General features: G+C 72.4%; 25 protein-coding genes. 15 read left to right on the forward strand and 10 right to left on the reverse strand.

The features are described from left to right. Positions 1 to 346 precede the first annotated feature (346 nt). A complete protein-coding gene (locus ACFVTC_RS19205) occupies positions 347 to 1,297 on the reverse strand; it encodes an alpha/beta fold hydrolase (protein WP_390128422.1) in 951 nt (316 codons plus the stop codon). Between the two features lie 259 nt (positions 1,298 to 1,556). Between ACFVTC_RS19205 and ACFVTC_RS19210 the strand changes: the two genes are divergently transcribed. The 7 genes from ACFVTC_RS19210 (at position 1,557) to ACFVTC_RS19240 (ending at position 9,459) form a co-directional block, all read left to right on the forward strand. Then, positions 1,557 to 2,411 carry an endo alpha-1,4 polygalactosaminidase gene (locus ACFVTC_RS19210; protein ID WP_390128424.1) on the forward strand — a complete coding sequence of 285 codons (855 nt, stop codon included), beginning with the start codon at positions 1,557 to 1,559 and terminating at the stop codon, positions 2,409 to 2,411. An 11-nt stretch (positions 2,412 to 2,422) separates the two neighbouring features. Then, positions 2,423 to 3,718, forward strand: coding sequence for an ABC transporter substrate-binding protein (locus tag ACFVTC_RS19215; protein ID WP_390128426.1), 1,296 nt, complete (start codon positions 2,423 to 2,425; stop codon positions 3,716 to 3,718). A gap of 170 nt (positions 3,719 to 3,888) precedes the next feature. Next, positions 3,889 to 4,851, forward strand: a complete 963-nt coding sequence (locus tag ACFVTC_RS19220; protein ID WP_390128428.1) for a carbohydrate ABC transporter permease — start codon at positions 3,889 to 3,891, stop codon at positions 4,849 to 4,851. Continuing rightward, positions 4,848 to 5,666: a carbohydrate ABC transporter permease gene (locus ACFVTC_RS19225; RefSeq protein ID WP_390128430.1), complete on the forward strand. Its 819-nt coding sequence runs from the start codon at positions 4,848 to 4,850 to the stop codon at positions 5,664 to 5,666. The genes ACFVTC_RS19220 and ACFVTC_RS19225 overlap by 4 nt, the downstream gene beginning before the upstream one ends. A gap of 256 nt (positions 5,667 to 5,922) precedes the next feature. Further along, positions 5,923 to 6,324 (forward strand): PfkB family carbohydrate kinase, encoded by a 402-nt coding sequence (locus ACFVTC_RS19230; RefSeq protein WP_390128431.1) that lies wholly within the window; start codon positions 5,923 to 5,925, stop codon positions 6,322 to 6,324. Then, positions 6,324 to 7,643: an alpha-glucosidase/alpha-galactosidase gene (locus ACFVTC_RS19235; RefSeq protein WP_390128433.1), complete on the forward strand. Its 1,320-nt coding sequence runs from the start codon at positions 6,324 to 6,326 to the stop codon at positions 7,641 to 7,643. The genes ACFVTC_RS19230 and ACFVTC_RS19235 overlap by 1 nt, the downstream gene beginning before the upstream one ends. Before the next feature lie 112 nt (positions 7,644 to 7,755). Then, entirely contained in the window at positions 7,756 to 9,459 is a 1,704-nt protein-coding gene (locus ACFVTC_RS19240; protein WP_390128435.1) for a glycosyltransferase family 39 protein, read from the forward strand. A gap of 31 nt (positions 9,460 to 9,490) precedes the next feature. On the opposite strand, the gene ACFVTC_RS19245 is transcribed toward ACFVTC_RS19240, so the two are convergent. Beyond that, a complete protein-coding gene (locus ACFVTC_RS19245; protein ID WP_390128436.1) occupies positions 9,491 to 10,039 on the reverse strand; it encodes a flavoprotein in 549 nt (182 codons plus the stop codon). A gap of 134 nt (positions 10,040 to 10,173) precedes the next feature. Next, positions 10,174 to 10,632: a nuclear transport factor 2 family protein gene (locus ACFVTC_RS19250; protein WP_390128438.1), complete on the reverse strand. Its 459-nt coding sequence runs from the start codon at positions 10,630 to 10,632 to the stop codon at positions 10,174 to 10,176. Between the two features lie 161 nt (positions 10,633 to 10,793). Here ACFVTC_RS19250 and ACFVTC_RS19255 point away from each other — a divergent pair, with 161 nt between their 5' ends. Beyond that, a complete protein-coding gene (locus tag ACFVTC_RS19255) occupies positions 10,794 to 11,381 on the forward strand; it encodes a TetR/AcrR family transcriptional regulator (protein ID WP_390128439.1) in 588 nt (195 codons plus the stop codon). A 118-nt stretch (positions 11,382 to 11,499) separates the two neighbouring features. Here the strand turns inward: ACFVTC_RS19255 and ACFVTC_RS19260 are convergent, their stop codons facing one another. Beyond that, the gene (locus ACFVTC_RS19260; protein ID WP_390128869.1) at positions 11,500 to 11,694 is read right to left on the reverse strand and encodes a ferredoxin; all 195 of its coding nucleotides are present in this window, start codon (positions 11,692 to 11,694) and stop codon (positions 11,500 to 11,502) included. A 19-nt stretch (positions 11,695 to 11,713) separates the two neighbouring features. Further along, positions 11,714 to 12,901, reverse strand: coding sequence for a cytochrome P450 (locus ACFVTC_RS19265; protein WP_390128441.1), 1,188 nt, complete (start codon positions 12,899 to 12,901; stop codon positions 11,714 to 11,716). Positions 12,902 to 13,323: 422 nt separating this feature from the next. Here ACFVTC_RS19265 and ACFVTC_RS19270 point away from each other — a divergent pair, with 422 nt between their 5' ends. Next, the gene (locus ACFVTC_RS19270; RefSeq protein WP_390128443.1) at positions 13,324 to 13,956 is read left to right on the forward strand and encodes a LysE/ArgO family amino acid transporter; all 633 of its coding nucleotides are present in this window, start codon (positions 13,324 to 13,326) and stop codon (positions 13,954 to 13,956) included. Between the two features lie 511 nt (positions 13,957 to 14,467). After that, complete coding sequence (locus ACFVTC_RS19275) at positions 14,468 to 14,911, forward strand: nitroreductase family deazaflavin-dependent oxidoreductase (protein WP_390128445.1); 444 nt, start codon at positions 14,468 to 14,470, stop codon at positions 14,909 to 14,911. 171 nt (positions 14,912 to 15,082) lie between these two features. Here ACFVTC_RS19275 and ACFVTC_RS19280 read toward each other — a convergent pair whose 3' ends face one another. Beyond that, a complete protein-coding gene (locus ACFVTC_RS19280) occupies positions 15,083 to 16,195 on the reverse strand; it encodes a cation diffusion facilitator family transporter (protein ID WP_390128446.1) in 1,113 nt (370 codons plus the stop codon). A 76-nt stretch (positions 16,196 to 16,271) separates the two neighbouring features. Here ACFVTC_RS19280 and ACFVTC_RS19285 point away from each other — a divergent pair, with 76 nt between their 5' ends. Then, positions 16,272 to 16,604, forward strand: coding sequence for a DUF4235 domain-containing protein (locus ACFVTC_RS19285; RefSeq protein WP_390128448.1), 333 nt, complete (start codon positions 16,272 to 16,274; stop codon positions 16,602 to 16,604). Positions 16,605 to 16,643: 39 nt separating this feature from the next. Here ACFVTC_RS19285 and ACFVTC_RS19290 read toward each other — a convergent pair whose 3' ends face one another. From ACFVTC_RS19290 to ACFVTC_RS19300, 3 genes are all read right to left on the reverse strand, one after another. Then, positions 16,644 to 17,036 carry a VOC family protein gene (locus ACFVTC_RS19290; RefSeq protein WP_390128450.1) on the reverse strand — a complete coding sequence of 131 codons (393 nt, stop codon included), beginning with the start codon at positions 17,034 to 17,036 and terminating at the stop codon, positions 16,644 to 16,646. Between the two features lie 80 nt (positions 17,037 to 17,116). Next, a complete protein-coding gene (locus ACFVTC_RS19295) occupies positions 17,117 to 17,578 on the reverse strand; it encodes a pyridoxamine 5'-phosphate oxidase family protein (RefSeq protein ID WP_390128452.1) in 462 nt (153 codons plus the stop codon). 113 nt (positions 17,579 to 17,691) lie between these two features. Then, complete coding sequence (locus ACFVTC_RS19300) at positions 17,692 to 18,411, reverse strand: helix-turn-helix domain-containing protein (protein WP_390128454.1); 720 nt, start codon at positions 18,409 to 18,411, stop codon at positions 17,692 to 17,694. A gap of 118 nt (positions 18,412 to 18,529) precedes the next feature. Between ACFVTC_RS19300 and ACFVTC_RS19305 the strand changes: the two genes are divergently transcribed. Then, a complete protein-coding gene (locus ACFVTC_RS19305; RefSeq protein WP_390128456.1) occupies positions 18,530 to 20,023 on the forward strand; it encodes an APC family permease in 1,494 nt (497 codons plus the stop codon). Positions 20,024 to 20,077: 54 nt separating this feature from the next. Next, positions 20,078 to 21,706, forward strand: coding sequence for an amidohydrolase (locus ACFVTC_RS19310; RefSeq protein WP_390128458.1), 1,629 nt, complete (start codon positions 20,078 to 20,080; stop codon positions 21,704 to 21,706). Between the two features lie 228 nt (positions 21,707 to 21,934). Here the strand turns inward: ACFVTC_RS19310 and ACFVTC_RS19315 are convergent, their stop codons facing one another. Beyond that, a complete protein-coding gene (locus tag ACFVTC_RS19315; protein ID WP_390128460.1) occupies positions 21,935 to 23,479 on the reverse strand; it encodes an oxidoreductase in 1,545 nt (514 codons plus the stop codon). Positions 23,480 to 23,680: 201 nt separating this feature from the next. On the opposite strand from ACFVTC_RS19315, the gene ACFVTC_RS19320 reads away from it, so the two are divergent. Together ACFVTC_RS19320 and ACFVTC_RS19325 are read left to right on the forward strand one after the other, a co-directional pair. Then, positions 23,681 to 24,043, forward strand: coding sequence for a DUF1304 domain-containing protein (locus ACFVTC_RS19320; protein WP_390128871.1), 363 nt, complete (start codon positions 23,681 to 23,683; stop codon positions 24,041 to 24,043). Further along, complete coding sequence (locus ACFVTC_RS19325) at positions 24,040 to 24,594, forward strand: TetR/AcrR family transcriptional regulator (RefSeq protein WP_390128462.1); 555 nt, start codon at positions 24,040 to 24,042, stop codon at positions 24,592 to 24,594. Before ACFVTC_RS19320 ends, ACFVTC_RS19325 begins: the two co-directional genes overlap by 4 nt. Positions 24,595 to 24,604 lie beyond the last annotated feature (10 nt).

The raw sequence follows: 24,604 nt of genomic DNA on the forward strand, positions 1-24,604 counted from the left end.
CCCGGGCGCGACGGGCTGGGGGGGCGGGCGCCGCGGGGGCCCGGGACATCGTCCCGGGCCCAGGCGTCGCCGGCCAGGAGCCCTTGGCGTGTGGTCTCGACCACCGGATCGAGGCGCGACACGCTCACCCCACGCCAACTCGCCGCACTCAGCACGAGATGGGCGTTGCGGTGGGTGTCGAGGGCAAGGGTGGGTGTGCCCTGGAGTCTGTGCCCTTGCGAGCGCGGCCAGGACGTCCCGGTCCCCGTGCCGACGTCGTCCTCCCCCTCGCGGACGGGTCGGCGACTCCGGCACCACCCGCTGGAACGACTCCCACAACTCGTCCGGCACCAGCCGCTCAACGGTCTCACTCCCGCGGTTCGGGCAGCGCGTGCCGGAGTGGGGCCGAAGCCGATCCGGGGAGCGCTTCGGCGGCGAACGCGAGGACCGCGGCCGCGACCGCGCCAGGGCTCTCCAGAAGCATCGCGTGCGTGCCGTCGATCCCAACCACGCGCACGTGCGGGCGGTGTGCGGCCAGTGCCGTGAGATCCCTGGCGAGCCCCATCCCGTAGGCCCTCATCAGGTCGTCGAACCACTCCCTGCCCGGCACCGGGGGCGTCGGGCGCAGCGCGCGCCCGAGCAGCAGCGGTCGGTCCATCCGCGCGAAGAGGCCGAACAGGTCGAGGGAGTCGATCGCCGCCAGCATCTCGAGCGCGTGCTCGCGCCGCGGCCTCAACTCCAGCCGCCCGTCCGGTGTGTGACATACGGAGCGCAGCAGTGCCGTCTCCAACAGCTCGTAGGGTACGCCGAGTTGCCCGGACAGGGCGCGCTGCTGGGCGAGCAGGGTCTGCAGGCCGTCGACGGGCAGCGGGCCGCCCGGCAGCGCGGCCGTCGCCGACTTCCTGACCTGGACGAGGCGTTCGTCGACATAGGCCGGGTCGAGACCCACGTACTGGTCGGGGCGGCCCCACCCGTATCCGTCCAGGTTCGCCGCGCCGGGCGTCACCTCCGGGTGGTCCAGCGCGTACCGCACCGCGATCATCCCGCCCAGTGAGTGTCCGACCGGGAGCGCGCCGGGGAGGCCGTACTCCTCAAGGACTCCCTCGATGTCCTCGATCACCCGGGGCAGGGTCCAGGTCCCGGAAGGTGAGAGACCGTGCCCGCGCAGGTCGACGGCGAGCACCCGGTGCCGGGGTGTCAGGAGAGGCGCGACGGCGGCCCAGTCGGCCAGCGTGCGGCCGGCTCCGTGCAGCAGGAGCAGCGGCGGCCCGTCGCCTCCGTGGTCGTGGACGGCCAGTGCGATACGGTCTCCGGTCATGTCCTGACCATAGGGCCCGGGTCGGGGCCGCTCCCGGAGGACATCGTGTGTCGGTGGCCGTACCGGAGTCCTCCCGCGCCGGCGTGGCCTTGACGCGGGCGGCGTCGAGGCGCTTTGATCCTGGCGTGCCGTGGCGCGTGCAGCCGGGCACCCAGAGGTGCGCCCAGCCGGTAACGGACACGGTTCAAGTCCGGCCAAAGTCGCCAGGATCGCGGGAAGCGTCCGAGGCGGGGTCGTACTCGCGATTGATGGAGCGGACATGCCCGTCAAACGTGTTCTCCGCGTCGCCGGTCCGGGGGCAGCCGCTGCCCTGGTGGCGCTCGCGACACTGGTGAGCTGTGCTTCGGATCCGGCGAAGACCACTCCGCCCCGAAAGCACGGGACCTCGGGACCGAGCCCGCGGACCGTGCGGCTCCCCCCGCTCCACGCCGGTTTCGACTACCAGATCGGCGGCGCCTACCGGCCGCCGTCGGGTGTCCGCATCGTCAGCCGCGACCGTACGGCGACGCCCGCGCCCGGCCTCTACAACATCTGTTACGTCAACGCCTTCCAGGTCCAGCCGGGCGAGGAGCGGCAGTGGCCCGCCGACCTGCTGCTGCGGGACGCGCACGGCGAGGTGGTCGTCGACCGCGACTGGGACGAGGCGCTGCTCGACATCGGTTCGCCGGACAAGCGCGAGCGGGTGGCCGCGCGGGTCGGCCGGTGGATCGACGGCTGCGCGGACAAGGGCTTCGACGCGGTGGAGCCGGACAACTACGACAGCTACACCCGGTCCCGGCACCTGCTGGACGCCGACGACGCCACCGCGTTCATCACGCTGCTCTCCGCCCGCGCGCACGCCCGCAGGCTCGCCATCGGGCAGAAGAACACCGCGGAACTGGCCGGACAGAGGGCACGGACCGGCCTCGACTTCGCGGTGGCGGAGGAGTGCGGCGAGTACGACGAGTGCGGGACGTACGCGAAGGCGTTCCACGACCGGGTCGTCGTCATCGAGTACACCGACAGCGGGCTGCGCAAGGCCCGCGCGCGGTACGGGAAAAGGCTGAGCATCGTGCGCCGGGACGTGGACGTCTCGACACCGGGCAGCGCGGACTACGTCCGCCGGACGCACTGACAGGGGCCGTGATGACCTCCTCGATCGCACGTCGCCGGCTGCTGGCCGGCGCGGCCGCCGCCCCGTTCCTCGCCGCCTGCGGTGGTGGCGCCTCCGACGGCGTCGGCGCCGACGGCACGGTGACCGTCGAGCTGTGGCACGGGCAGAACGACACGGGCAGGAAGGCGGTGGAGGCGCTCGTCGCCGAGTTCAACCGCACCCATCCGCGTATCCGCGTCGACAGCGCGGGCGGCGGAGTGCTGGCCGACGCGATGCTCCAGAAGGTGACGGCCGCGCTGGCCTCGGGCTCCTATCCCGACATCGCGTACATCTTCGGCTCGGACCTGGCCAGCATCGCGCGCAGTCCCCGCGTCGTCGACCTGACGTCCGCGCTGCACGCGGGCCCCACGCCGTGGCGGTCCCTCTGGGCCCCGGTGCGGGAGGGAGTCACCGTCAACGGCAGGGTGCGGGCCGCCCCGGCGCTGCTCGACTCCCTGGCCGTCGTCTACAACAGGAAGCTGTTCCGGCAGGCCGGCGTGGACTTCCCGCGGGCCGGCTGGACCTGGGACGAGTTCACCGACACGGCACGGAGACTCACCGAGCCCGGCCGCGGGGTCTTCGGTACGGGCTGGCCCGGGACCGGCGACGAGGACACGGTGTGGCGGCTGTGGCCGATGATCTGGGACCTGGGCGGTGACGTGGTGGCCGCCGACGGCAAGCACATCGGCTTCGCCGACCAGGGCGTACGGGCCCTGGAGACCCTCGCCCGGCTGAGCCGCGACAAGAGCGTGTACGTGGATCCGAAGCCCGGCGGCGAGCAGATGTACCAGGTCTTCATGGCCGGTCGGATGGCCATGGTGGGGACCGGGCCCTGGCAGCTCCCGGACATCGTCGGCGCCGGGGTCGACTACGACGTCGTGCCGCTGCCGACCTACAGCGGACGGCCGGTCACCATCTCGGGCCCGGACACCTGGACGGTGTTCGACAACGGCTCGGCCCGTTCACGGGCGGCCGTCGAGTTCGTGCGCTGGATGATGCGGCCCGCCCAGGACGCCCGCTGGGACCTCTCGGCGGGCAGCCTTCCGCTGAGCTCGGCCACCGCCGCCCGGCCGGAGTGGCGCCTGCACTCCCGACGGACCAGGGGCCTCGACGTGTTCACCGAAGCGCTGGGCTCCGCCCGGGTGCGTCCGGTGCACGCGGCCTATCCGCAGATCTCCCAGGCACTCGGCGAGGCGATCGTCTCGGTGCTGCTCGGCAAGGACTCCCCCGCCGGCGCCCTGCGCCGGTGCGCGGAACGGTCCGACGCCGCCCTGCTCATCCCCCGGTGACCCGGGCCGGGCATCCCAGAACCTCCGGCCTCCACGGACGCGTTCCCCGTGTTCCCTGCATTCTCCACATTCTCCACATTCTTCGTGTTCGCCGCATTCTTCGTGTTCCCCGCGTTCCGCCGTCCGTGTCCAGGTGACTCTCAGGTGACTTCCAGGTGAGGGAGGCCGTCTTGTCCACTCTGCCCCGCGCCATCACGCTCGCCCCGCAGGCCGCGGTGCCCACGGCCGCCGCACGGCGCGCCGCACGCCGTCGCGCCCGTCGTGAAACGGCCACCGCCTGGGGGTTCATCGGCCCCGCGGTCGTCGTGATCCTCGGCCTCGGGATCGTCCCCGTCCTGTGGTCCCTGCTGCTGTCCTTCCGGGCCGACGACCTGGTCACGCCGGGCCGCTGGGTCGGTCTCGACAACTACCGGGCCCTGGCCGAGGACCCCGAGTTCCACACGGCCGTGAGCAACACCCTGCTGTACACGGCCCTTTACGTTCCGCTGAGTCTGGTCGGCGGACTCGCGCTCGCCCTGGCGCTGAACCGTCGGCTGCGGCTCATCGGTCTGTACCGGACGCTCGTCTTCATCCCGTTCGTGGTGTCGGCGACGGCCCAGGGCGTCCTGTTCTCGTTCATCCTCGACCCGGAGTTCGGGGTCGCCAACTCCCTGCTGCACCAGCTCGGCATCTCACCGCAAGGCTTCCTCTCCGATCCCGACCAGGCGATCTACCTGCTGGTCCTCATCTCGCTGTGGAGCGGCGTCGGCTTCTGCGTCGTCGTCTACCTGGCCGCGCTCCAGGACGTGCCGCCCGAACTCGTCGAGTCCGCCCGCATCGACGGAGCGGGCCGCACGCTGATCCTGCGTCACATCGTGCTGCCGACCCTCACACCGGTCACCGTGTTCCTGCTCCTGTGGCAGTTGATCACGGCGCTCCAGGTCTTCGACCTGATCTATGTGACGACCAAGGGCGGCCCCCTCGGCTCGACCACGGTCGTCGTCTACTTCGTCTGGCAGCAGGCCTTCCAGACGTTCACGGCCGGATACGGGGCAGCGGCGGCGTACGTCCTGGCGGCGGCCCTCATGGTGGTGGGCGCGGCGCTGCGGGTCGTGCGGCGCCGCCAGAACCGTACGGAAGGAGTCGTCCGATGAGGATGCCGAAGGTGAGCGGCTGGCATCTGCTGCTGGCGCCGCTGGCCCTGTGCTTCGCGCTGCCGCTGGTGTGGCTGGTGCTCAGTTCCGTGATGACCGACGTGGAGATCAACCGGTTCCCGCCCGCGCTGTGGCCGAAGGGCATCGATCTGGGCGGATACCGGTATGTGCTCGGGAACGCGCTGTTCCCACGGTGGTTCGCCAACTCCTTCCTGGTCGCGTCGGTCGCGGTGGGATCGAATCTGCTGTTCGGGGCGCTGGGCGGCTACGCGTTCGCGCGGATGCGGTTCGCCGGGTCGCGGCTGCTGCTCGGGCTGATGCTGGCGACCATGGTGATCCCGTTCCAGCTCACCATGATCCCCACCTTCCTGGTGATGAAGGAGCTGGGTCTGATCGACACGCTCGGCGCGCTGATCGTGCCGTCGCTGGTCACCCCGTTCGCGGTCTTCCTGTTCCGCCAGTTCTTCCTCTCGCTGCCGCGGGAGATGGAGGAGGCCGCCTGGATCGACGGGTGTTCGCGGCTGCGGGTCCTCTTCTCGATCGTGCTGCCGCTGGCCCGCCCCGCGCTGGCCACGGTCGCGGTGCTGACGTTCCTGTCGACCTGGAACGACCTGTCGTGGCCGCTGATCGCGCTCAACCACGACACGCGGTACACCCTCCAGTTGGGGCTGACCACCTTCCAGGGACAGCACCACACCCGGTGGTCGGCCGTGATGGCGGGGAACGTGATCACCGTGCTGCCGGTGCTGGTGGCGTTCCTGCTGGCGCAGAAGACGTTCGTGCAGTCGCTCACGTCGAGCGGCCTGAAGGGGTGACGGCGGTGCGGGCTTTCGACCCTGTGGTGATCGGCGACGGGCATCCGGACGTGGTGGCCGGTCCGCTGTCCGGTCCCCATGCCTCCGGGCAGCGCGAACAACTCGTCGCACACGCCGGGTTGGTGCTCGCGGACCCGCGGCGCTCATGGCGTGCGGGGCCGCCCGGCTGGGGCTGCGGGTCGCCTTCGCGGGCCGGGTCGGCGCCGGTCCCGCGGGTGTGTTCGTGCGTGACGCGCCGGCGGGACGAGGGGCCGACGTGAGTCTCCTGGTCCTGCACGGGACACGACTGCCGCACGCGCCCGCCGCGCCCGTCGACACCGTGAGTGCCGCCGACACCGTCGGCGCCGTCGACACCGTTGGCGCCCTCGACACCGTTGGCGCCCTCGACACCGTTGGCGCCCTCGACACCGTTGGCGCCCTCGACACCGTTGGCGCCCTCGACACCGTTGGCGCCGTCGACAGCGTTGGCGCCGTCGACAGCTTCGACGCCGCATTCGTCGCCGCGCCCCTGCGCGGGCTCGACCTCGCGAGGGCCATGGCCCTCGCCGTGGCCCGCGGTTCGCTCTCCACGCGCGGCCACGGCGGCACCGCGGCACAGCCCACGTGGGACGAGGCCCAGGCCGCCGCCTCGGACAACTCGGAAAGAGGAATTCACTGATGTACGACGTCACCGCCGCGAAGATCGCCTTCATCGGGGCCGGGAGCGTGGTGTTCACCCAAGGACTGCTCGCGGACCTCTTCGCCTTCCCCGAACTGGCCCACACCAGGATCGCGTTGCACGACATCGACCCGGAGCGGCTCGCGACGGCGGAGGGCGCGGCCCTGCGCATCGCCGCCGCCCGCGGGGTCAAACCGGTGATCACCGCCCACCTGGACCGGCGGGCGGCCCTGGCCGACGCGGACTTCGTCATCAACATCGTCCAGGTCGGCATGAACGAGGCGACACGCGTCGACTTCGAGATCCCGGCCCGCCACGGCCTGCGCCAGACCATCGGCGACACGCTCGGCATCGGCGGTATCTTCCGCGCGCTGCGCACCTTCCCGGTCCTGCGCGCGCTGGCCGAGGACATGGCCGAACTGTGCCCGGACGCCCTGCTGCTGAACTACACCAACCCCATGGCGATGAACGTCCTCTACCTCAGCCGCATCGCCCCGGACCTGCGTGTGACGGGCCTGTGCCACTCGGTGCACTGGACGATGCACGACCTCGCCGCGCTGGTCGGCGTGCCCTTCGACGAGGTGTCCTATCTGGCGGCCGGGGTCAATCACCAGGCCTGGGTGCTGCGCTTCGAACGCGCCGGCCAGGACCTCCACCCGTTGCTGGACGAGGCGATCGCCAAGGATCCCGGACTGCTGCGCCGGGTCCGCGTCGACATGTACCGCAGGCTGGGCCACTACCCCACCGAGACCAGCGAGCACTCCTCGGAGTACGTGCCCTGGTATCTCCACCACGACAGCGAGATCGAACGCCTCCGGCTGCCGGTGGGCGCCTATCTGAAGATCATCGAGGAGAACACGGCGAGCTACGAGCAGACCCGCGACGCGCTGGCCAGGAACGCGCCGCTGCCCGTCGAGGGCACCCTGGAGTACGCTCCGCAGATCATCCACAGCACCCTCACCGGCACCCCGCGCACGATCTACGGGAACGTCCCCAACCGCGGTCTGATCGACAACCTGCCCGCCGACTCCGTGGTCGAAGTCCCCTGTCTGACCGACGCGCTGGGCGTCCAGCCGACCCGCGTCGGCTCGCTTCCGCCGCAGTGCGCGGCCCTCAACAGTGCCTATGTCGCCGTCAACGACCTGGTCGTGCGGGCCGCCACCGACCACGACCCCCGCCACATCCGGCACGCCGCCATGGCCGATCCCGCCACGGCCGCCGCGCTGCCCGTCGAACGGATCTGGGACCTGTGCGACGACCTCGTACGTGCCCACGGCGCCCTGCTCCAGCCGGAACTGCGGGCCGAGCTCGGCCACTGAGCACCCGCCCGGCACGCCTTCCGCCGACGCCGGACGGCCCGGGGGAGGCGCCCGCGCCGAACCCGGGCCGTGTCGGATGAGCGGCCGGCCGCCGACGGGCGTATCAAGAGGCATGTCGACCTCCATGGCGGACAGGCGGGAAAGCCGCCTGCCGACGAGCACCACCGAGCCGCCGCGACGATACGCACGACTGCGGCGGCACCGGCGGTGGCTGCTCGCGCTCGCCGTGGCCGCCCTGCTGGCGCAGATGGCGGTGGCGATGGTCACGGCCGCCGCGCGGCAGACACCGACGATCGACGAGCCGGTGTACGTGGGCACGGCGGTGGTCTACACGCGCGAACACAGCCTGCGCTACAACCCGGAGCATCCGCCGCTGGGCAAACTGATCATCGGCGCCGGGCTGGTGTTCGCCCACCCCCACCTCGATGCCCACGCCACCGACGACCAGACGGCGCTCGGACGGCGGTTGCTGTACGGGTCGGGCAACGATCCCTGGCGGGTGATGTTCTGGGCGAGGCTGCCGGTGATCGTGCTGACGCTGCTGTTCGGCCTGGTCGTTCTCGCGTTCGCCCGTGAACTCGTCGGTGCCGTAGGCGGGTTGGTGGCGCTCGCCCTGTACACGTTGTCTCCCGACGTCATCGCGAACGGGTCGCTGGCCACCCTCGACGTACCGGCGGCGGGATTCGTGCTGACGTCGGCGTGGCTGGTGTGGCGGGCGCGGCGCCGGCGGCCGCTGCCGCACCTCGCGCTCGCGGGGGTGGCGCTCGGCGCGGCGCTCGCCACCAAGATGAGCACCTTGCCCGCGGCCCCGGTGCTGCTGCTCCTGGCGGTCCTCTCCTTCCGGCACACGCGCCGCGTCGCCGGCCCGGACCCGCACGCCCAGCGGCGGCTCCTGGCGCCGAGCGTGGCGGTGGCGGCCGGCATGGTGTTGCTGGCCCTCGCCGTGGTGTGGGCCAGCTACCTCGTCGTCGACCCGGGACTGCGCTGGGCCACGCCCGCGGACGTGCCGGCCGTGCACGGTCTGCGCGGGCTCGCCCTGCACTGGCTGCCCGTCCCCCGGCCGTACCGCGACGGGATGCGCGTCCAGTTCGGGTTCGAGGACGCGACGTGGGGCGGTTTCCTCTTCGGCCGGGTGTACCGCGGTGCGCTCTGGTACTACCTGCCGGCCGCGCTGCTGGTGAAGACTCCGCTCGGCATGCTGGTGCTCTGGCTGACCGGCGCGGCGGCCATGGTCCGCGTCCCCCGGCTGCGCGCCGCCGCCCCGTACGTCCTCCTCCCGCCGGCCGTGCTCCTCGCCGTGGCCATGACGGGATCCCGTGATCTGGGGGTCCGGTACGCCCTGTTCGTCCCGGTGTTCCTGGCGGTCGCGGCGGCGGGGGTCCTCGCGCTGCGGCCCCGCCGGGCGCCGCTCGCCGCCGCGGCGCTGGTGCTGTTCGTCGCGGTCAGCTCGCTGCGCGCGTTCCCGTACTACCTGCCGTACTCGAACGAGGCGTTCGGCGGACCGTCGAAGACCCGTCTGCGGCTGCACGACTCGAACGTCGACTGGGGGCAGGACCTGGGAAGGCTCGCCGACCGGCTGGCCGAGCGGTATCCGCGCGAGCGGGTCTGGCTGGTCTACAAGGGCAGCGGCGTGCCCTCCGCCTACGGGATCGAGGCGGCCGATCCGCGCAAGGCGCCGCCGGGCGAGGTGCACGGGTTGCTCGCCGTCTCGGACTCCTCGGTCGCGAAGGCGGACGGCCGCCTCGCCGCGCTGCTCGACGGCAGTACACCCGTGGACGACGTCGGCCACTCGATCACGATCTTCCGGAGGCCGTAGGCGGCGGACCTGCCCGTCGCCCCGTCCGCCGTCAGGTGCGGGCGGCGAGCAGGTCGAGCACCCGCTCCCAGCGGAACTCCGCACGCCGACCGTCCGCGTCCGGCTCCCCCGAGTACCGGTCCCCGAAACGGACGCCCATGCCGCGCAGCCGGTCCAGGCTCGCGCGGTACGCGGGGTGAGCCGCCAGCGCGTCGCTCACACAGGGCAGTACGGCGATCGGGACGCCGAGACCGTACGCCTCGCACAGGGTGCCGAGGGCGAGGGTGTCGGATATGCCGGCCGCCCACTTGTTCACGGTGTTGAAGGTGGCCGGCGCGACGGCCACCGCGTCGGGGGCCGGGAAGGGGCGCGCCTCGCCCGGGACCCGCCACGCGGACCGGATCGGGCGGCCGGTCCGCGCCCCGACGGCCTCGGCGTCGAAGAACCCGAGCCCCTGCGGGGTGGCGATGACGCCGACCTCCCAGCCCCGCTCCTGTGCGGCGGCGATCAGCGCGCCGACGTCCTGCGCGATGCCGGCCGCGCAGACGACGACGTAGAGGAAGGGCTTCACGGCGGGGGCCCGCCCGGTGCGTTCGGTCATCCGGGAACCCTACGGGCCGACCCGGAGCCCCGGAGCGGCGCGCGACGACCTGCGGACCCGGGCCGGAACCGCGGAACCCTGCCGGAGTCGCGGGAACCCGCCCAAGTCGCGGGAACCCGCCGGAGCCGAGTCCCCTAACGGAGAGGCAGGGACGCCCCGCGTTCGGCGTCGGAGCGCGGACCGAAGAGCCGGCGATCCTGCTCCTCGATGGGCACGTCGTCGATGCTCGCCTCACGTCGGGTCATCAGTCCCTGATCGTCGAACTCCCACAGTTCGTTGCCGTACGAGCGCCACCACCGGCCGTCCGCGTCGCGGGACTCGTACTGGAAGCGGACGGCGATGCGGTTGCCGTCGAAGGACCAGAGGTCCTTGCGCAGGGCGTACTCCCGCTCGCGCGCCCACTTCGCGGTGAGCAGCTCGACGATCGCCGCGCGGCCGGTGACGAAGATGTCCCGATTGCGCCAGACCGAGTCCTCGGAGTAGGCGAGCGAGACCTTGTGGGGATCACGGGTGTTCCAGGCGTCCTCGGCCGCCCGGACCTTCTGGAGGGCGGTCTCACGGGTGAAGGGCGGCAGGGGCGGGCGTGGGGACATGCGGCTTCCCTTTCGGATGCGCGGGCTACTCGGATGCGCGGGACGACTCGGATGCGCGGGACGATTCGGGCGCGCGGGGCGGCAAAGCGGAGAACGGCCGTTCTCCAGGCTGGCTGATAACCTAGAGAACGTTGGTTCTCGCGTCAAGGAGCCCCCTGCCCATGGACATCACGAGTGCTCGCGAACAGGCCCTCGCGCAGGCCCGGGAACAGGCGCTGGACGCCGCGGAGGAGCTGTTCTACGCCCGCGGCATCCAGACCGTCGGGATGGACGACATCAGGGGCGCCTCGGGCGTCTCCCTCAAGCGGCTCTACCAGCTCTTCCCCGCGAAGGAGCTGCTGGTCGAGGCATATCTGGAGCGGCGCGACATCCGCTGGCGGCGCCGGCTGGCCGAACACGTCGACCGGTCCACGGAGCCCGAGCGGCGGATTCTGGCCGTGTTCGACTGGCTCCGGCTGTGGTTCGGGGAACCGGACTTCCGCGGGTGCGCCTGGATCAACTCCTACGGAGAACTCGGCGCCACCTCACCTCGCGTGACCGTCCAGGTCCGCGCCCACAAGAAGGCGTTCAGGGACTATCTGGGCGGCCTGGTGACCGACGCGGGGCTGCCGGACTCCCTCGCCGATCAGGTGTATCTGCTCGCCGAGGGAGCCATGGTCACCGCGGGCATCACACGCGAGGCGGCGGCCGCCGGGCACGCGGCCACGGCGGCAGCGGCGCTCATCTCGTCCGTCCGGCACGCCGGCTAGCCGGACACCACGGCGACCGGACCCGCCGGAGCAGCCCCGCCGGAGCGGCGACGGACGGACCCGAGGACGGCGTCCTCGGGTCCGCGGGAGGTCTGCCCCGGGGTCCGCGGGGGTGCCCTCAGGCCTCCGAGACGGTGATGGCGCCCACCGGGCAGGCCCGCGCGGCCTCCCGGACCAGTGGGGCACCGCCGCCGTCCTCACGGCCGGGGAGCACCTCGCTGAATCCGTCGTCGTCCTGCGTGAAGACGTCCGGCGCGGTCAGCGCGCACTGCCCCGCGCCGATGCAGACGTCCTTGTCGATTGCGATGTCGATGGTCATGCCGGTAAGCCTCTTACCAGGTCACGGGGAGTTCCAGCATCCCCTGGATCGTGTCTCCGGGTTTGAAGGGAATGTCGTCCGCCGGCGCGTCCAGCCGTAGTCCGGGCAGCCGGTCGAACAGCGACAGCAGGGCGATCTCCATCTCGGCGCGCGCGAGGTTCTGGCCGAGGCACTGGTGGATGCCGAAGCCGAACGCGACGTGGTGACGGGCCGGACGGTGCCAGTCGAGGGCGTCCGGCTCGGGGAAGGTGTGCTCGTCACGGTTGATGACGGAGGTCGAGAAGACGACGCCGTCATCGGCGCGGATCGTCGCCCCGGCCACCTCGATGTCCTCGGTGGCCACCCGCAGCAGCCCGTCGGCGATGGAGAGGAAGCGCAGCAGCTCCTCGACGGCGGCGGGCATGAGCGTCGGCTCGGCGCGCAGCTCCGCCAGCTGCTCGGGGTGCCTGAGCAGGGTGAACGTGCCGAGCGAGATCATGTTCGCGGTCGTCTCGTGGCCGGCGACCAGCAGGATCGTCGCCAGGCTGATCAGTTCCTCGCGGTCGACCGCGCCCTCGCGCAACCGGTCCTGGATGAGCTCGTCGAGGAGCCCGTCGCCCGGATCCTTCTGCTTGCGGTCGATGAGCGACCCGAAGTACGCGTCCAGCTGGTCGCGGGCGTCCTGGGTGTCCGCGGCGGCGGGGCCGCGCAGCAGCCTGCGGGACTGCTCCTCGAAGAACTCGTGATCGGCGTACGGGACACCGAGCAGTGCGCAGATCACCATGGACGGCACGGGCAGCGCGAAGTCGCCGACCAGCTCGGCGGGCGGGCCCTTCGCCTCCATGACGTCGAGCAGCCGGTCCACGGTCTCCTGGATGCGGGGGCGCAGGGTCCCGATCCGCTTGAGGGTGAAACTGGGGACCAGCATGCGGCGCTGGGTGTGGTGCGCGGGATCGTCGAGCCCGAGGAGTGCCACCCGGCGGTCGCGGGCGGAGGCGAACCGCTCCGTGGGCATCGGGAACGCCGGACGGGTGCGGTCGGACGACAGCCGTGGGTCGGTGAGCAGGTCGCGGGCGGTGCCGTGGCCGGTGACGACCCAGACGCTGCGGCCGTCGTACAGGGAGACCCGCGACAGGGGGCGCGCCTCACGCAGGGGATCGTAGGCGGTGGGCGGGTGGTAAGGACACGTACGGTCCTGGGGGAAGGCAACGGTTTCTGTCATGAGTGACCTCGCATGCGATGGTTCCCTCTTGCCGATCTTGCCGCTCCTCATTAGATGCCCCAGGCATCTACAGAGCCACTCGAAGTTCGGCCAGATGCTCCGGTCGGGCGGTCTGGCCGAACGCCGTCGCCCGGCGGGGCGCCGACCGGGTGCCCGGCGGACGGCGGGGCCGCGCGGAGGCGTGGCCGTGGCTCGAACCGCCCGCTCCCGCCACGGTGGACACCCGCTCCACGTGGCTCGGCGGTGTCCCTCGTGATCCCGTCGACGGCCCCCGTAATTCGGTTGCACGGGCCGCCGCCCAGGCCCAAGGATCTGCGCATGTCCATGAACGAAGCCTTCCTGCCGCCGACCTCCGCCGCCACTCGTCCGGTGCGGGTCCAGCAGCAGCCCGGCCGACCGCGGAGGCCCTCGCTTCCCCGATCATGACCGCCGCGCTCGTCGCGGGGCTGCTCGCGGGCTATGGCATCGCCATCCCCGTCGGAGCGGTCGCGACTTATCTAGTGTCCCTCACCGCTCGTACCTCACTGCGGATCGGCGGGTCCGCCGCGCTGGGCGTCGCGACCGCCGACGGGGTGTACGCCCTGGTCGCCGCGCTCGGGGGTGCCGCGCTCGCCGCCGCGCTCCAGCCGGTGCTGGTGCCCTTGCGCTGGGTGTCCGGGCTGGTGCTGGTCGCCCTGGCGATACGGGGCGCCGTCAGCGCACTGCGCCAGTACCGCGAGCGGCGGCTCACCGCCCGCTCCACGAAGGATCCGGCGCATCCGGCGAGGGCGTATCTGACACTGCTGGGGATCACCCTGCTGAACCCCACCACCATCGTCTACTTCGCCGCGCTGGTCCTCGGCAGCCGTACGACGGAAGCCGTACGGCCGCTGGAGCAGGGGGTGTTCGTGCTCGCCGCGTTCGTCGCGTCCGCGAGCTGGCAACTGCTGATCGCCGGGAGCGGCGCACTGCTGGGCCGGGTCCTGACGGGACACCGGGGGCGGCTGGTCACGGCGCTCGCGTCCAGCGTCGTGATCATGGTGCTCGCATTGCGGATGCTCGTCCCCTCACCATGAGCACGCGGACCTGCCGGGACGGGCATGACCGGGGTGACCTGCCACGGCACCAGGTCACCGGTCGCGGCGAGGGGCGGACGGAGTGGTCGTGGTGCCCGGTCGGACGCCCGCGCCGGGTCCGAAGGCGCGGGCCACCGCGAGGCTGTCCTCGTGGACGTGACGCCGCACGACGAGACCGCCCTCGACCGGGTCCGGCGTCCGACCGGGTCCGGCGGCCGACCGGGCTTCCGGTCGATCCGTTCGGCGTACGGCTCGGCGATCCTTTCGGGGACGCCGGCGCCGGATCGGCGCAACGACTCCCCGGTCACGGCGCGGGTCGTCGGAACGTGTGCGGTGACCGCTGCCATGGGGGCGGCCTCGTCGTGGTCGTCGTACGGGAACGTCCCCACCGTCGCGCGCGCGTCCCGCGTCCGCGATGACCCGCGGTGTCATGGTGCGGATCAATCGTGTCCCCACTGGTGTTGAATCATGGCGAGACAGGTCCGGTACGACGCGAGATGGGACGCAAGTCATGCCTCTTGAGGGTGAGTACGAACCCAGCCCGACGCAGTGGGTGCGCGAGCAGGTGGAGCTGTACGAGAGCTCCGGCGGCACCGAGGGGACCACACTGCAGGACACGGGACTGCCGGTCATCATTCTCACGACCCGCGGTGCCAAGAGCGGCAAGATCCGCAAGACCCCGCTCATGCGCGTCGAGCACGAGGGCCGTTACGCGGCGGTCGCCTCGCTCGGCGGAGCCCCCAAGCATCCGGTCTGGTACTACAACGTGAAGTCGGATCCGCACGTCGAACTCCAGGACGGCGCCAACCGCCAGGACCTGCGGGCCCGTGAGGTCACCGGTGCCGAGAAGGACCAGTGGTGGGAGCGCGCCGTCGCGGCGTACCCCTCGTACGCCGACTACCAGAAGAACACGGACCGCGAGATCCCCGTCTTCGTGCTGGAGCCGACGGACTGAGCGGCGCGGGCGCTCGGGCGCCGACGCGCGGTGCGTGACCGGAGACCCGGCCGCGCGGGACCGGAGCCCCGGCCGCGTTTGCGGCCGAGGTCCCCGAAGGGGGCGCGAGTCCGCCGCCGGGATCCCGCGGACCTGCCGTGCATGAGCCGTCGCCCGCTGGGCACCCGTACCTCAGGCCCCGCCGCGCTCCCCCGTCGCGGCGGGGTCTTCCGCTGTCCCGTCCCCGCGCGACGCGGCCCGTGCCGCCGCCGCGTCGGTCACGTCCAGGAAGATCTGGTCGGCCTCCGGCACGGTGTTCGCGACGGAGCGTTTGATGCGGACGGCGACCTCCTCGACCTCCTCGCTGTCCAGGCCCGGCACGAGGTCGATCCGGGCGGCGACCAGGGTCGAGTCGAGGCCGATCTCCATGGTGAGCAGCGCCTCCACGCTGTCGATCTCGGGCTGCGCCTCCAGCAGGGCCCGTATCCGGCCGCTCGATTCGGGGTCGGCGGCCCGGCCGATGAGGTGCTCGCGCGCGTCGCGGCCGAGCCAGTAGGCGACACCCACCAGGAGTCCTCCGATGGCGAAGGACGCCGAGGCCTCCCAGACGATCTGCCCGGTGATCATGTGCAGCGCCATGCCGATGATCGCGAGCGTCACGCCGAGCACGGCGGTGCCGTCCTCGGCGACGACCGTGCGCAGGGCGGGGTCGCGCAGTCTTCCGGTGCCGCCCTGCCCGCGCACCTGGTGCAACGCGCGGAACAGGGACGCGCCCTCGGCGAGCAGGGAGACGGCCAGGACCGCCAGCCCCGCCACATAGCCGCTGGACGACTCCTCGCTGCCGCTCCTCAGCGCCTCGAAGCCCTGGAAGAACGAGAAGCAGCCGCCCATCACGAAGATGCCGACGGCGGCGAGCAGCGACCAGAAGAACCTCTCCTTGCCGTAGCCGAACGGGTGCCGGCGGTCGGCCGGCCGGCGGCTGCGGCGCAGGGCCGCGAGCAGGAAGACCTCGTTGAGGCTGTCGGCCACCGAGTGCGCGGCCTCGGAGAGCAGCGCGGGCGAACCCGTGAGAAGTCCGCCCACCGCCTTGGCCACGGCGATCAGGAGATTGGCTCCGAGGGCCACGAATACGGTCAGGCGCGTCCCGTGGTCCTGCCCTTTCGGCTTCGGCGACGGTTCCGACCGCGCCGGTTCCCCAGGTTCCTTGGGCTCCGTGGATGGCGCCGACGGCTTCGCCCGGTCCGACCGGTCCTGCGATGTCCGATTCACCCCGTCCGGCTGCCCAGGCCCGCGCACCTCACACATCGGCGGATGGTACGGCCCACTACCAGGCGTCCGGATTCGGTGACACCGTCGACTCGGACCACGGAAGGAGACCCACATGCCCAGGAAACCGAAGAAACTCAAACTCCCTCTCGCCTACAAGCCGTTGGGATTCGCGTTGGGCTGGGCGAGCGGAGCCCTGGCCGGGCTGGCGTTCGAGGCGGCGTGGAAGGCGGTGCGGCACGAGGAGGACGCCCCCGACGCGCTGGACAAGGACCGCGGCTGGGGTGAGGTGCTGCTCGCCGCGGCCCTCCAGGGCGCGCTGTTCGCCGTCGCCCGCAGCGCGGCGGACCGTACGGGCGCGAAGGCCGTCGAGCGATCGACGGGGATCTGGCCGTCCCCGAACAAGGGGAAGGGGAAGGCCAAGATCACCCGGGGTGGCCGGAGCTGACGACCGTGTTCGCCGGGAGGGGCCGGGGCGCGGGCGGATTCAGCCCAGCTTCGGCGCCATGATGGGCGTGAGGCACAGGGTGAACGAGTGCCCCGACGGGTCGGCGTAGCCCCGCTCCTCGAACGGTCCCGCGGCGTCCTTGGTCTCGATGGGGCGCCCGCCGAGACCGACGATCCGGCGTTCCGCCTCGTCCAGGTCCGCCACCTGGAAGTCCAGATGGGCCTGGAGGGAGTTCTCGGGGCGCGGCCAGCTCGGCGGCGTCGCCGTGAGGTCCCTGCGGAAACCCATCCGCGTCCCGTCCGCGCCCCTGATGTCGATGCGGTTCGCGCTCGTGTCCGTCTCCTCGCCGTCGAGGAGTTCCTTGTAGAACGCGGCGAGCTTCTCGGGCTCGGCGCAGTCCAGCACCACCACGCCTGCCAGTACGAGTGCCATGGTTCCTCCGTCGGGGATCGGGGGCGCGGTCGGCCGAGCCGTCGCTGCCCCGCGCCTCCCGGATACCCCGTCCCACGGAATCAGTCGTCCACGAGCCACCCGCCGTCCCGCATGAGGTCGCGGCCGGCGATCTCGTCGGCCTCGCGCCATGCCTGTACCCGTCGTGGAGTGACGCGGAAGTAGAGGTACGCGGTGGTCAGGCGGCGTGGATCGAAGCCGGTCCGCTCGGCGAAGGCGTCGCCGACACCGGCGGGCAGTCCGGCGGGTTCCAGCGTCTCGACCGTGCCCTCGACCATGACCACGTCGCGGGTCGGCCCGAAGCCCAGCCGTACCGTGCCGGTCACACGCAGGTTGCGGCCCGTCGGACTGGCGCCCGGGGTGGACAGCAGCACGGTCGTGCCGTCCCAGAGGTAGGACAGCGGGATCAGATGGGGCGCCGCCCCGTCCGGGCCCGCCGTGGACACCCAGACGTCGACGTCCTGCTCCAGCCGGCGGAGCGTGTCCCGCGTGCGCTGCTTCAAGGTACGGGCGGGCGGGGTCATGTGCGGTCAGCCTCCTGGGGCCGTGGTGCGGACAGGTCCGGTGGAACGACGGGCGAGCGCCCGTCGGTGTGACAGGCGGGGCCCTCCGCTCGCGTCGGCGGCCGGGGTGTCGCTCACGTCCCAGGGAGCTCCTGGATCTCCTCCAGCCGGGCCGCCGCCGCGGCCAGCAGCAGGTCGAGCGCCGCCGGGTAGGCGCTGCGCCGCATGTCCGCCACCAGATGACGCGCCGTCGCCGCGATGTGCGGGTGCGTGTCGGGGGACAGTCGCGCGTACGTCGCCCGCCACACCCCCGCCTCGGCCTCACGCGCGGCCCGGGGAAGGGCCACGCTCGCCGCGTCGAGCGCCGCGAAGGCCAGTGCCTGGTCGACGAACGCGTGGTAGACGCGCACTGCCTCGACGTCGGGAAATCCGGCGCCGCGCAGCACGCCGAGGATCGTCTCCACCGCGGCGATCTCATGGACCCGGCCCGTGACGCGGTACGCGCTGAGCACCGCGGCCTGTGGATGGGCGAGCGATCCGGAGTGCATCCGCAGGCCGAGGTCGCGCAGGTCGACCCGCCAGTCGCCGGTGGGGCGCCAGGTGCGCAGCGTACGGCCGATGAGTTCGTCGGCGATGGCGAGCAGCAGGTCGTCGGTGTCGCGGAAGTACCGGTAGAGAGCAGTGGGATCGGCACCGAGGGCGAGGCCCAGGCGGCGGACGGTGAGGGCGTCGGCGCCGTGCTCCTTGAGCAGCCGCAGCGCCGTCTCGACGATGAGGCCCTCGGAGAGGACGACACCCGTCTTGGTGGGGCGTCGGCGCCGCCGGGCGGCGGGCGGGACGACTCGTTCGGCCATGGGCTCTCCCTCCGGTGCGGGCACCTTATGTCAACGGCGTTGACCTGTTAAGGCCCCGGGCAGTTTCATTTCCGCTCATCGGGCCGGAACCAGGCCCCGGGTGCGATCGGAGCAGGCCATGACGCAGAAGCCGTACGGTGTGGATCCCCCGTCCCTGCGCAAGTCCCTCGGTGTCGTGGACGGCATCGCGATCGCCGCGTCCAGTACGGCGGCGACGACCAGCATCGGCATCGGGCTGGGCGTGACGGCGGGGGTGGTCGGTCTGCATCTGCCCGCCATCATGCTGCTGGCCTTCCTCCCGGTCCTGGGGATCGCGGGCGCCTACTCCCGGCTGAACCGGGTCGAGCCGAACGCGGGCAACGGCTATGTCTGGGTGGGCCGTTCACTCACTCCCTGGCTCGGTTTCCTGGTCGGCTGGGTGAACATCGTGGCCACGGTGGCCTTTCTCGCCTACACCACCGCCGTGACCGGTTCGGCGATGCTGCAACTCGCCGGTGAGGCGGGCGTGCACGAGGTGGCCGGGTTCGCGCTGGACCCGGGCTCCACCGCCCAGACGACCGCGATGGGCGTCGTGGTCCTCGTCGCCGTCACCCTCACGGCCGTCACCGGGGTCAGAACCGCCGCCCGGTTGCAGGGCGGGCTGCTGGTCTTCGAGTACGTCGTCCTGCTGGGCTTCTGCGGATACGGCATCGTCACCGGTCCGCACGCCTTCCGCCTGAGCTGGTTCGACCCGTTCGCCATCCCCTCGGCCTCGGCCCTGGCGCAGGGCATGCTGCTGTCGGTGTTCTGCTACTGGGGGTTCGAGGCGGCGTTCACCGTGAACGAGGAGGTACGCGACCCCAAGGACGCCTCACGGGCCGGGACCATCACGCTGGTCACGATGCTCGGACTCTTCCTCCTCGGCTCGGTCGCCTTCCAACGCGTGCTGTCCGTGGACGAGTTGGCGGGTCACGGCGCCCAGGGGCTGGCGTACTTCGGTGACCGTCTCGCCTCTCGGCCGCTCGCCGCGCTGCCTCTGGTGGCGCTGATGTTCTCGGCCGTCGCCTCACTCCAGGCGGGGGTGATCCCGACGGCTCGCGGGATGTTCGCGATGAGCCGGGACCGCACGCTGGGTCCGGTGTGGTCCAAGGTCAGCTCCCGGTACGGGACTCCGGCGGCCGGAACCCTGCTGATCGGCGCGCTGGCGGCGGCGGTGGCGGCGCTCGCCCTGGTCATCCCCCGGCTCGCCGACATGATCATGGCGACGGTGAACGCGGTCGGGATCGTCGTCGCCCTGTCCTACGCGCTCACCGCTCTCGCGGCCGCGGCGCGCTTCCGCGGTCTGCTGCGCGAGGACTGGCGGCAGGGGATACGGGCCGTGGTGCTCCCCTCCCTGAGCGCCGCGGCCCTGCTCGGCCTCGGCGGCTACCTCGCCTGGTCCTTCTACACCTCCACCGACCATCTCGAAGTCAGCGCGGACAACGGGTGGTTCCTGCTGCTCGTGCCCGCCCTGATGATCGCCTCCGGATGCCTGGCGGCCGCCTGGGCCAAGTGGGTACGCAGATCCCCGTACTTCCGCACCGGCCGCGGCACCGACGCCGACGCGCCCCGGCTGCTGACCGCACCACGCTGACCCCTCCCCCGCACTGCCGACCCGATCCCCGACCCCCGACCAAGGAACGGACTCATGCACGCTGACCTGCTGTTCACCGGTGGACCGGTCCTCACCCCCGAGGGCCCCACTGCCACCGAGGTCGCCGTCACCGGCGACCGCATCACCGCCGTCGGGGCCGCGGCGCGCGATCTGACCGGCCCCCGGACCCAGGTCGTCGACCTCGCGGGACGGCTGCTGCTGCCCGGCTTCCAGGACGCGCACCTCCACCCGGTCCCGGCGGGACTGGAACTCGCCCAGTGCGATCTCACGGGCGCGCGGACCGCCGAGGAGACCGTACGCGCCGTCCGGGCGTACGCCGACGCACACCCCGGCCGGGAGTGGATCACGGGAGGTGGCTGGTCCATGGAGGCGTTCGAGGGCGGTACACCGACGAAGGAGGCACTGGACGCGGTCGTCCCCGACCGGCCGGTGTACCTGCCGAACCGGGACCACCACGGCGCCTGGGCCAACAGCCGCGCCCTGGAGCTCGCGGGTGTCACCCGCGACACCCCGGACCCGGCCGACGGGCGCTTCGAGCGGGACGCCTCGGGCGAGCCCACCGGGATGCTCCAGGAAGGAGCCATGCGGTACGTCGGCCGGCTCACTCCCCCGGCCACCCCGGCGGACCGGCTCGCCGCACTGCTGTACGCGCAGCGGCATCTGCACGCGCTCGGCGTCACCGCCTGGCAGGACGCGCTCGTCGGCGCCTTCCTCGGGATGGAGGACCCGTCGGACGCGTATCTGACGGCGGCCCGCGAGGGCTCGCTGACCGCGCGGGTCGTCGGCGCGCTGTGGTGGGACCGGGAACGCGGGGCCGAGCAGATCCCCGAACTCGTGGAGCGCCGGGCCGCGTTGAACCATGGCCGGTTCCGCGCCACCAGCGTCAAACTGATGCTGGACGGGGTCGCCGAGAACGGCAGCGCCGCCTTGCTGGACCCCTATCTCGACACGTGCGGCTGCGCCACCGCCAACCGGGGCACCAGTTTCATCGATCCGGCCCGGCTTCCCGCGTACGTGACCGAGTTGGACGCCCTCGGTTTCCAGTGCCACTTCCACGCGCTGGGCGACCGGGCCGTACGGGACGCCCTGGACGCGGTCGAGGCGGCACGGAAGGCGAACGGCCCGAGCGACACGCGTCCGCACCTGGCCCACCTCCAGGTCGTGCACCCCGACGACGTACCCCGCTTCGCGCGGCTCGGCGCCACGGCCAACATCCAGCCCCTGTGGGCCGCGCACGAACCGCAGATGGACGAGCTGACCATTCCCTTCCTCGGGCCCGAACGGGCCGGCCGGCAGTACCCGTTCGGCTCGCTGCTGCGGTCCGGGGCGCGACTCGCGGCGGGCAGCGACTGGCCGGTCAGCAGTCCCGACCCTCTCCAGGGCATCCATGTCGCGGTCAACCGGACGGCCCCGGACGGGACGGAGCCGGTGTTCCTGCCGGCCGAACGCCTCGGGCTGACGGCCGCGTTCACGGCGTACACCGCGGGGTCCGCGTACGCCAACCATCTCGACGACACCGGCAGCGTGATCGCGGGAGCGCTGGCCGATCTCGTGGTGCTGGACCGCGACCCGTACGCCGGGCCGCCCGAGGAGATCGGCGCGACGGGGGTCGCGCTGACCTATGTGGGCGGTGAGCGCGTCCACGAGGCACCGGACGCCTGACGGCGGCGGGCCACGGCGGTCGCGGTGGGCGGTGCGCACGGTGGGCGGTGCGCACGGTTCGGGCTGCCGAGCGCCGTCCGCGATCGTACGTCCGCGGGGGCGGGGGCCGGCGAGCCGAGCGGAGGCCGTCCGGGAGCCGATCGCGAGCCCGCCGCGTCCGGCGCGCACCGCATCCTGCCGGTCTGCCCCGTCACCCCGGCCCCGGCCCGGACCCGCCTCGGGGGTGTGTCAGTTCCTGCGGAGGACGCGGTTGGCGCCCGCGGCGGCCGTCGTCGCGAGCAGCCAGCCCAGGCAGACGAGGACCACGGCAGCCCACTGCAGGCCACCCCGTGGGCTGAACGCCTGCTCCTGCCCGAAGTCGACGAGCGGCAGCACCAGGTCGAAGGTGTAGATGGCCGCCTGGAAGCGGGGCGGCTTGCCCGGGTCGACCGCCTGCGGCGGCCAGCGCGTGAACAGCAGGATCCCGCTGAGCATGATCGCGCACAGCCACCACACGGCGCGCATCGGCCGGTATCCGTAGCCGACGGTGAGATCCTGGAAGCCGCTCCACACCCGTCCCGGCCACGGCAGTGTGCCACGCAGCCTGCGCTGCTGGGCGAGCAGCACCGTGCGGGCGTCACGGTCGTGGCCGTGCTGCCGGTAGGTGGCCGCCAGCTGTTCGTACGGCTGCGGGGTGAACCCCTCGGGGTCCCGGGCGAGCAGCGGAAGCCTCTGCCGGGCGGGCAGTTGGGGCAGCAGGCTGTCGTAGACCATGCCGTCCATGCGCACTGCTGCGGGCCAGGTCTCCGGGGTGGCGTTCAGTACGGTGACCCGGGTGTGGCTGAGGGAGACCCAGCCCTTGACGGGTTCCCGGAAGCGCAGGTCGAGTTCGGAGGCGGTGGAGCGCCGGCTGATGAGGGCCGGCTGTCCCGCGGGGGCGTCGATGAGGCCGTCCTTGAAGCAGAACCGGCTGCGCACCGTGATGCTGCTCATGGAGAGCCTGCCGAGCGCGGTGAACCCGTCACAGAGGTTGAACTCGGCCCCGACGTCTATGCCGTGGGCACGCAGGGCCGGCCCGTGCCCGGCGCGGAGCGAGGCGTCCTCGAAGAGCGCACCGCCGCCCACCCTGGCGTCGCACAGGTCGACGGTGCCCTCGGCGACGAACCCGCCGCGGCAGTTCAGGTTCCCGCCTATGTGCAGCCGGTTGGCCTTGAGCGCCGTGCCCGACGGGTTGCGCAGCTCGGCGCCCGTGAGCACGACGCTGCCGCGTACGGAGGTGTCGCGCAGGTCGGTGCGGCCGTCGACGGCGAAGCCCGAACCGGCCTGGATGTCGCCTCCGACCGTGGCACACAGGAGATGCAGGGCGCGTTCGCCGCGTCGCTCACCGTGCCCGGTCAGACGGCTGTTCTCCAGGTGCAGGGTGCCGCCGATCGAGGCGCCGTAGAGATCCGTGGGCCCTTCCACCCGGCACCCCGTGATCTCGCACTTCCCGCCGATGGTGACGCCCACCCCGGAGAGTCCGGGCAGCACGCAGTCGCGCAGTTCGAGGGCGCCCAGTGCCGCGCCGTCGAGACACGGGACCTGCTCGAAACGGCAGTTGCGCAGCCGCAGGGTCCCGGCGACGACGGCCTCGGCGAGGTCGAGCCGTCCGGTGATCCGTACGTCCCTGATCCGCAGCCGGGGCAGGTGGCCCGGTTCCGCCGGCGGCGGCGCGAGCAGCAGCCTGCGGACGACCGCGGCCCGTACCTCTCCCCCGTCCGCGTACCACTCGCCCCTCCGGAAGGCGGCCCACATTCCCCGCTCACTCCCGCTCCATCCCCCTGGCGCGAGGCTGCCCGACACGTGAACTCCCCCTCCGGCAAAGGAAACCGCTGCATCGCTCTACCCAGGGGGCGCACGGGGCAACCAGGGGTACCCCCAGACTTCCTGGACAGGTGTCCAGTTATAGTGGACACCTGTCCAGGAATTCCGTTCGTACGAGGGAGCATGCTGACGATGGAGACGGTCGCGAACGTACTGGTGGGCCTGGTGGCCGCGCTGCACGCGTACATCCTGGTGATGGAGATGTTCCTGTGGGAGAAAAAGCCGGGGCGGGGGCTGCACGGCTTCGATCCGGAGATGGCCCGGGCGACCGCGCCGATGGCCGCCAACCAGGGGCTCTACAACGGCTTCCTCGCCGCGGGCCTGGTGTGGGGGCTGCTCGCCGCCGATCCGACCGGCTTCCGCGTGCAGGTCTTCTTCCTCGTGTGCGTCGTGGTCGCCGGGGTGTACGGAGCGGTCACGGCGAACCGGCGCATCCTCTTCGCGCAGGCGCTGCCCGGCGCGCTCGCCCTGGCCGCCGTCCTCGTCGCCCGGTGACGACGGAGGATCCCCGGGCGGCCCGCACCCGGGAGAGGCTGCGGCAGGCTCTCCTCGCGGAGTGCGCGGAGCGCCCGCTGGAGGAGGTCGGCGTCGCCACGCTGGTGCGGCGCGCCGGGGTCGGCCGGGCCACGTTCTACGTGCACTACGCCGACCTGGAGGCGCTCGCGGTGGACGCCTGCGCCGATGTCGTACGAGAGGCCGTGGACGCGCTGCACGCGTGGCGCGGGCGGCCCGACCCGGTGTCGGCGCCGCCCGCGCTCCGGTCGTTCTTCACCGGCCTCGCACCGCACGCCGGCCTCTACCGGGCCCTCCTGAGTCCCGGCGGCGGCGGCCCGCTCGGCCACGTCCTGCACCGGGATCTGCGCGCCCGCAGCCTGACCGAGCGGACTCTCGCGGGCGCCCCGGACGCCGCCCTCGTCGCCTCCGCGGTCGCCGCCACCTTCGCGGGGGTGCTCGCGGACTGGCTGCACGGTCTGCTGGAGGGCACCCCGGAGGAAGTCGCCCACCAGGTGTGGCAGTTGCTGGTGACCCTGCACATGAGCCGGTGACACCCCGGCC

Origin of the sequence: Streptomyces sp. NPDC057950 (assembly GCF_042887295.1) — a bacterium.
In the GTDB taxonomy this organism is placed as follows: Bacteria; Actinomycetota; Actinomycetes; order Streptomycetales; family Streptomycetaceae; genus Streptomyces; species Streptomyces kaempferi.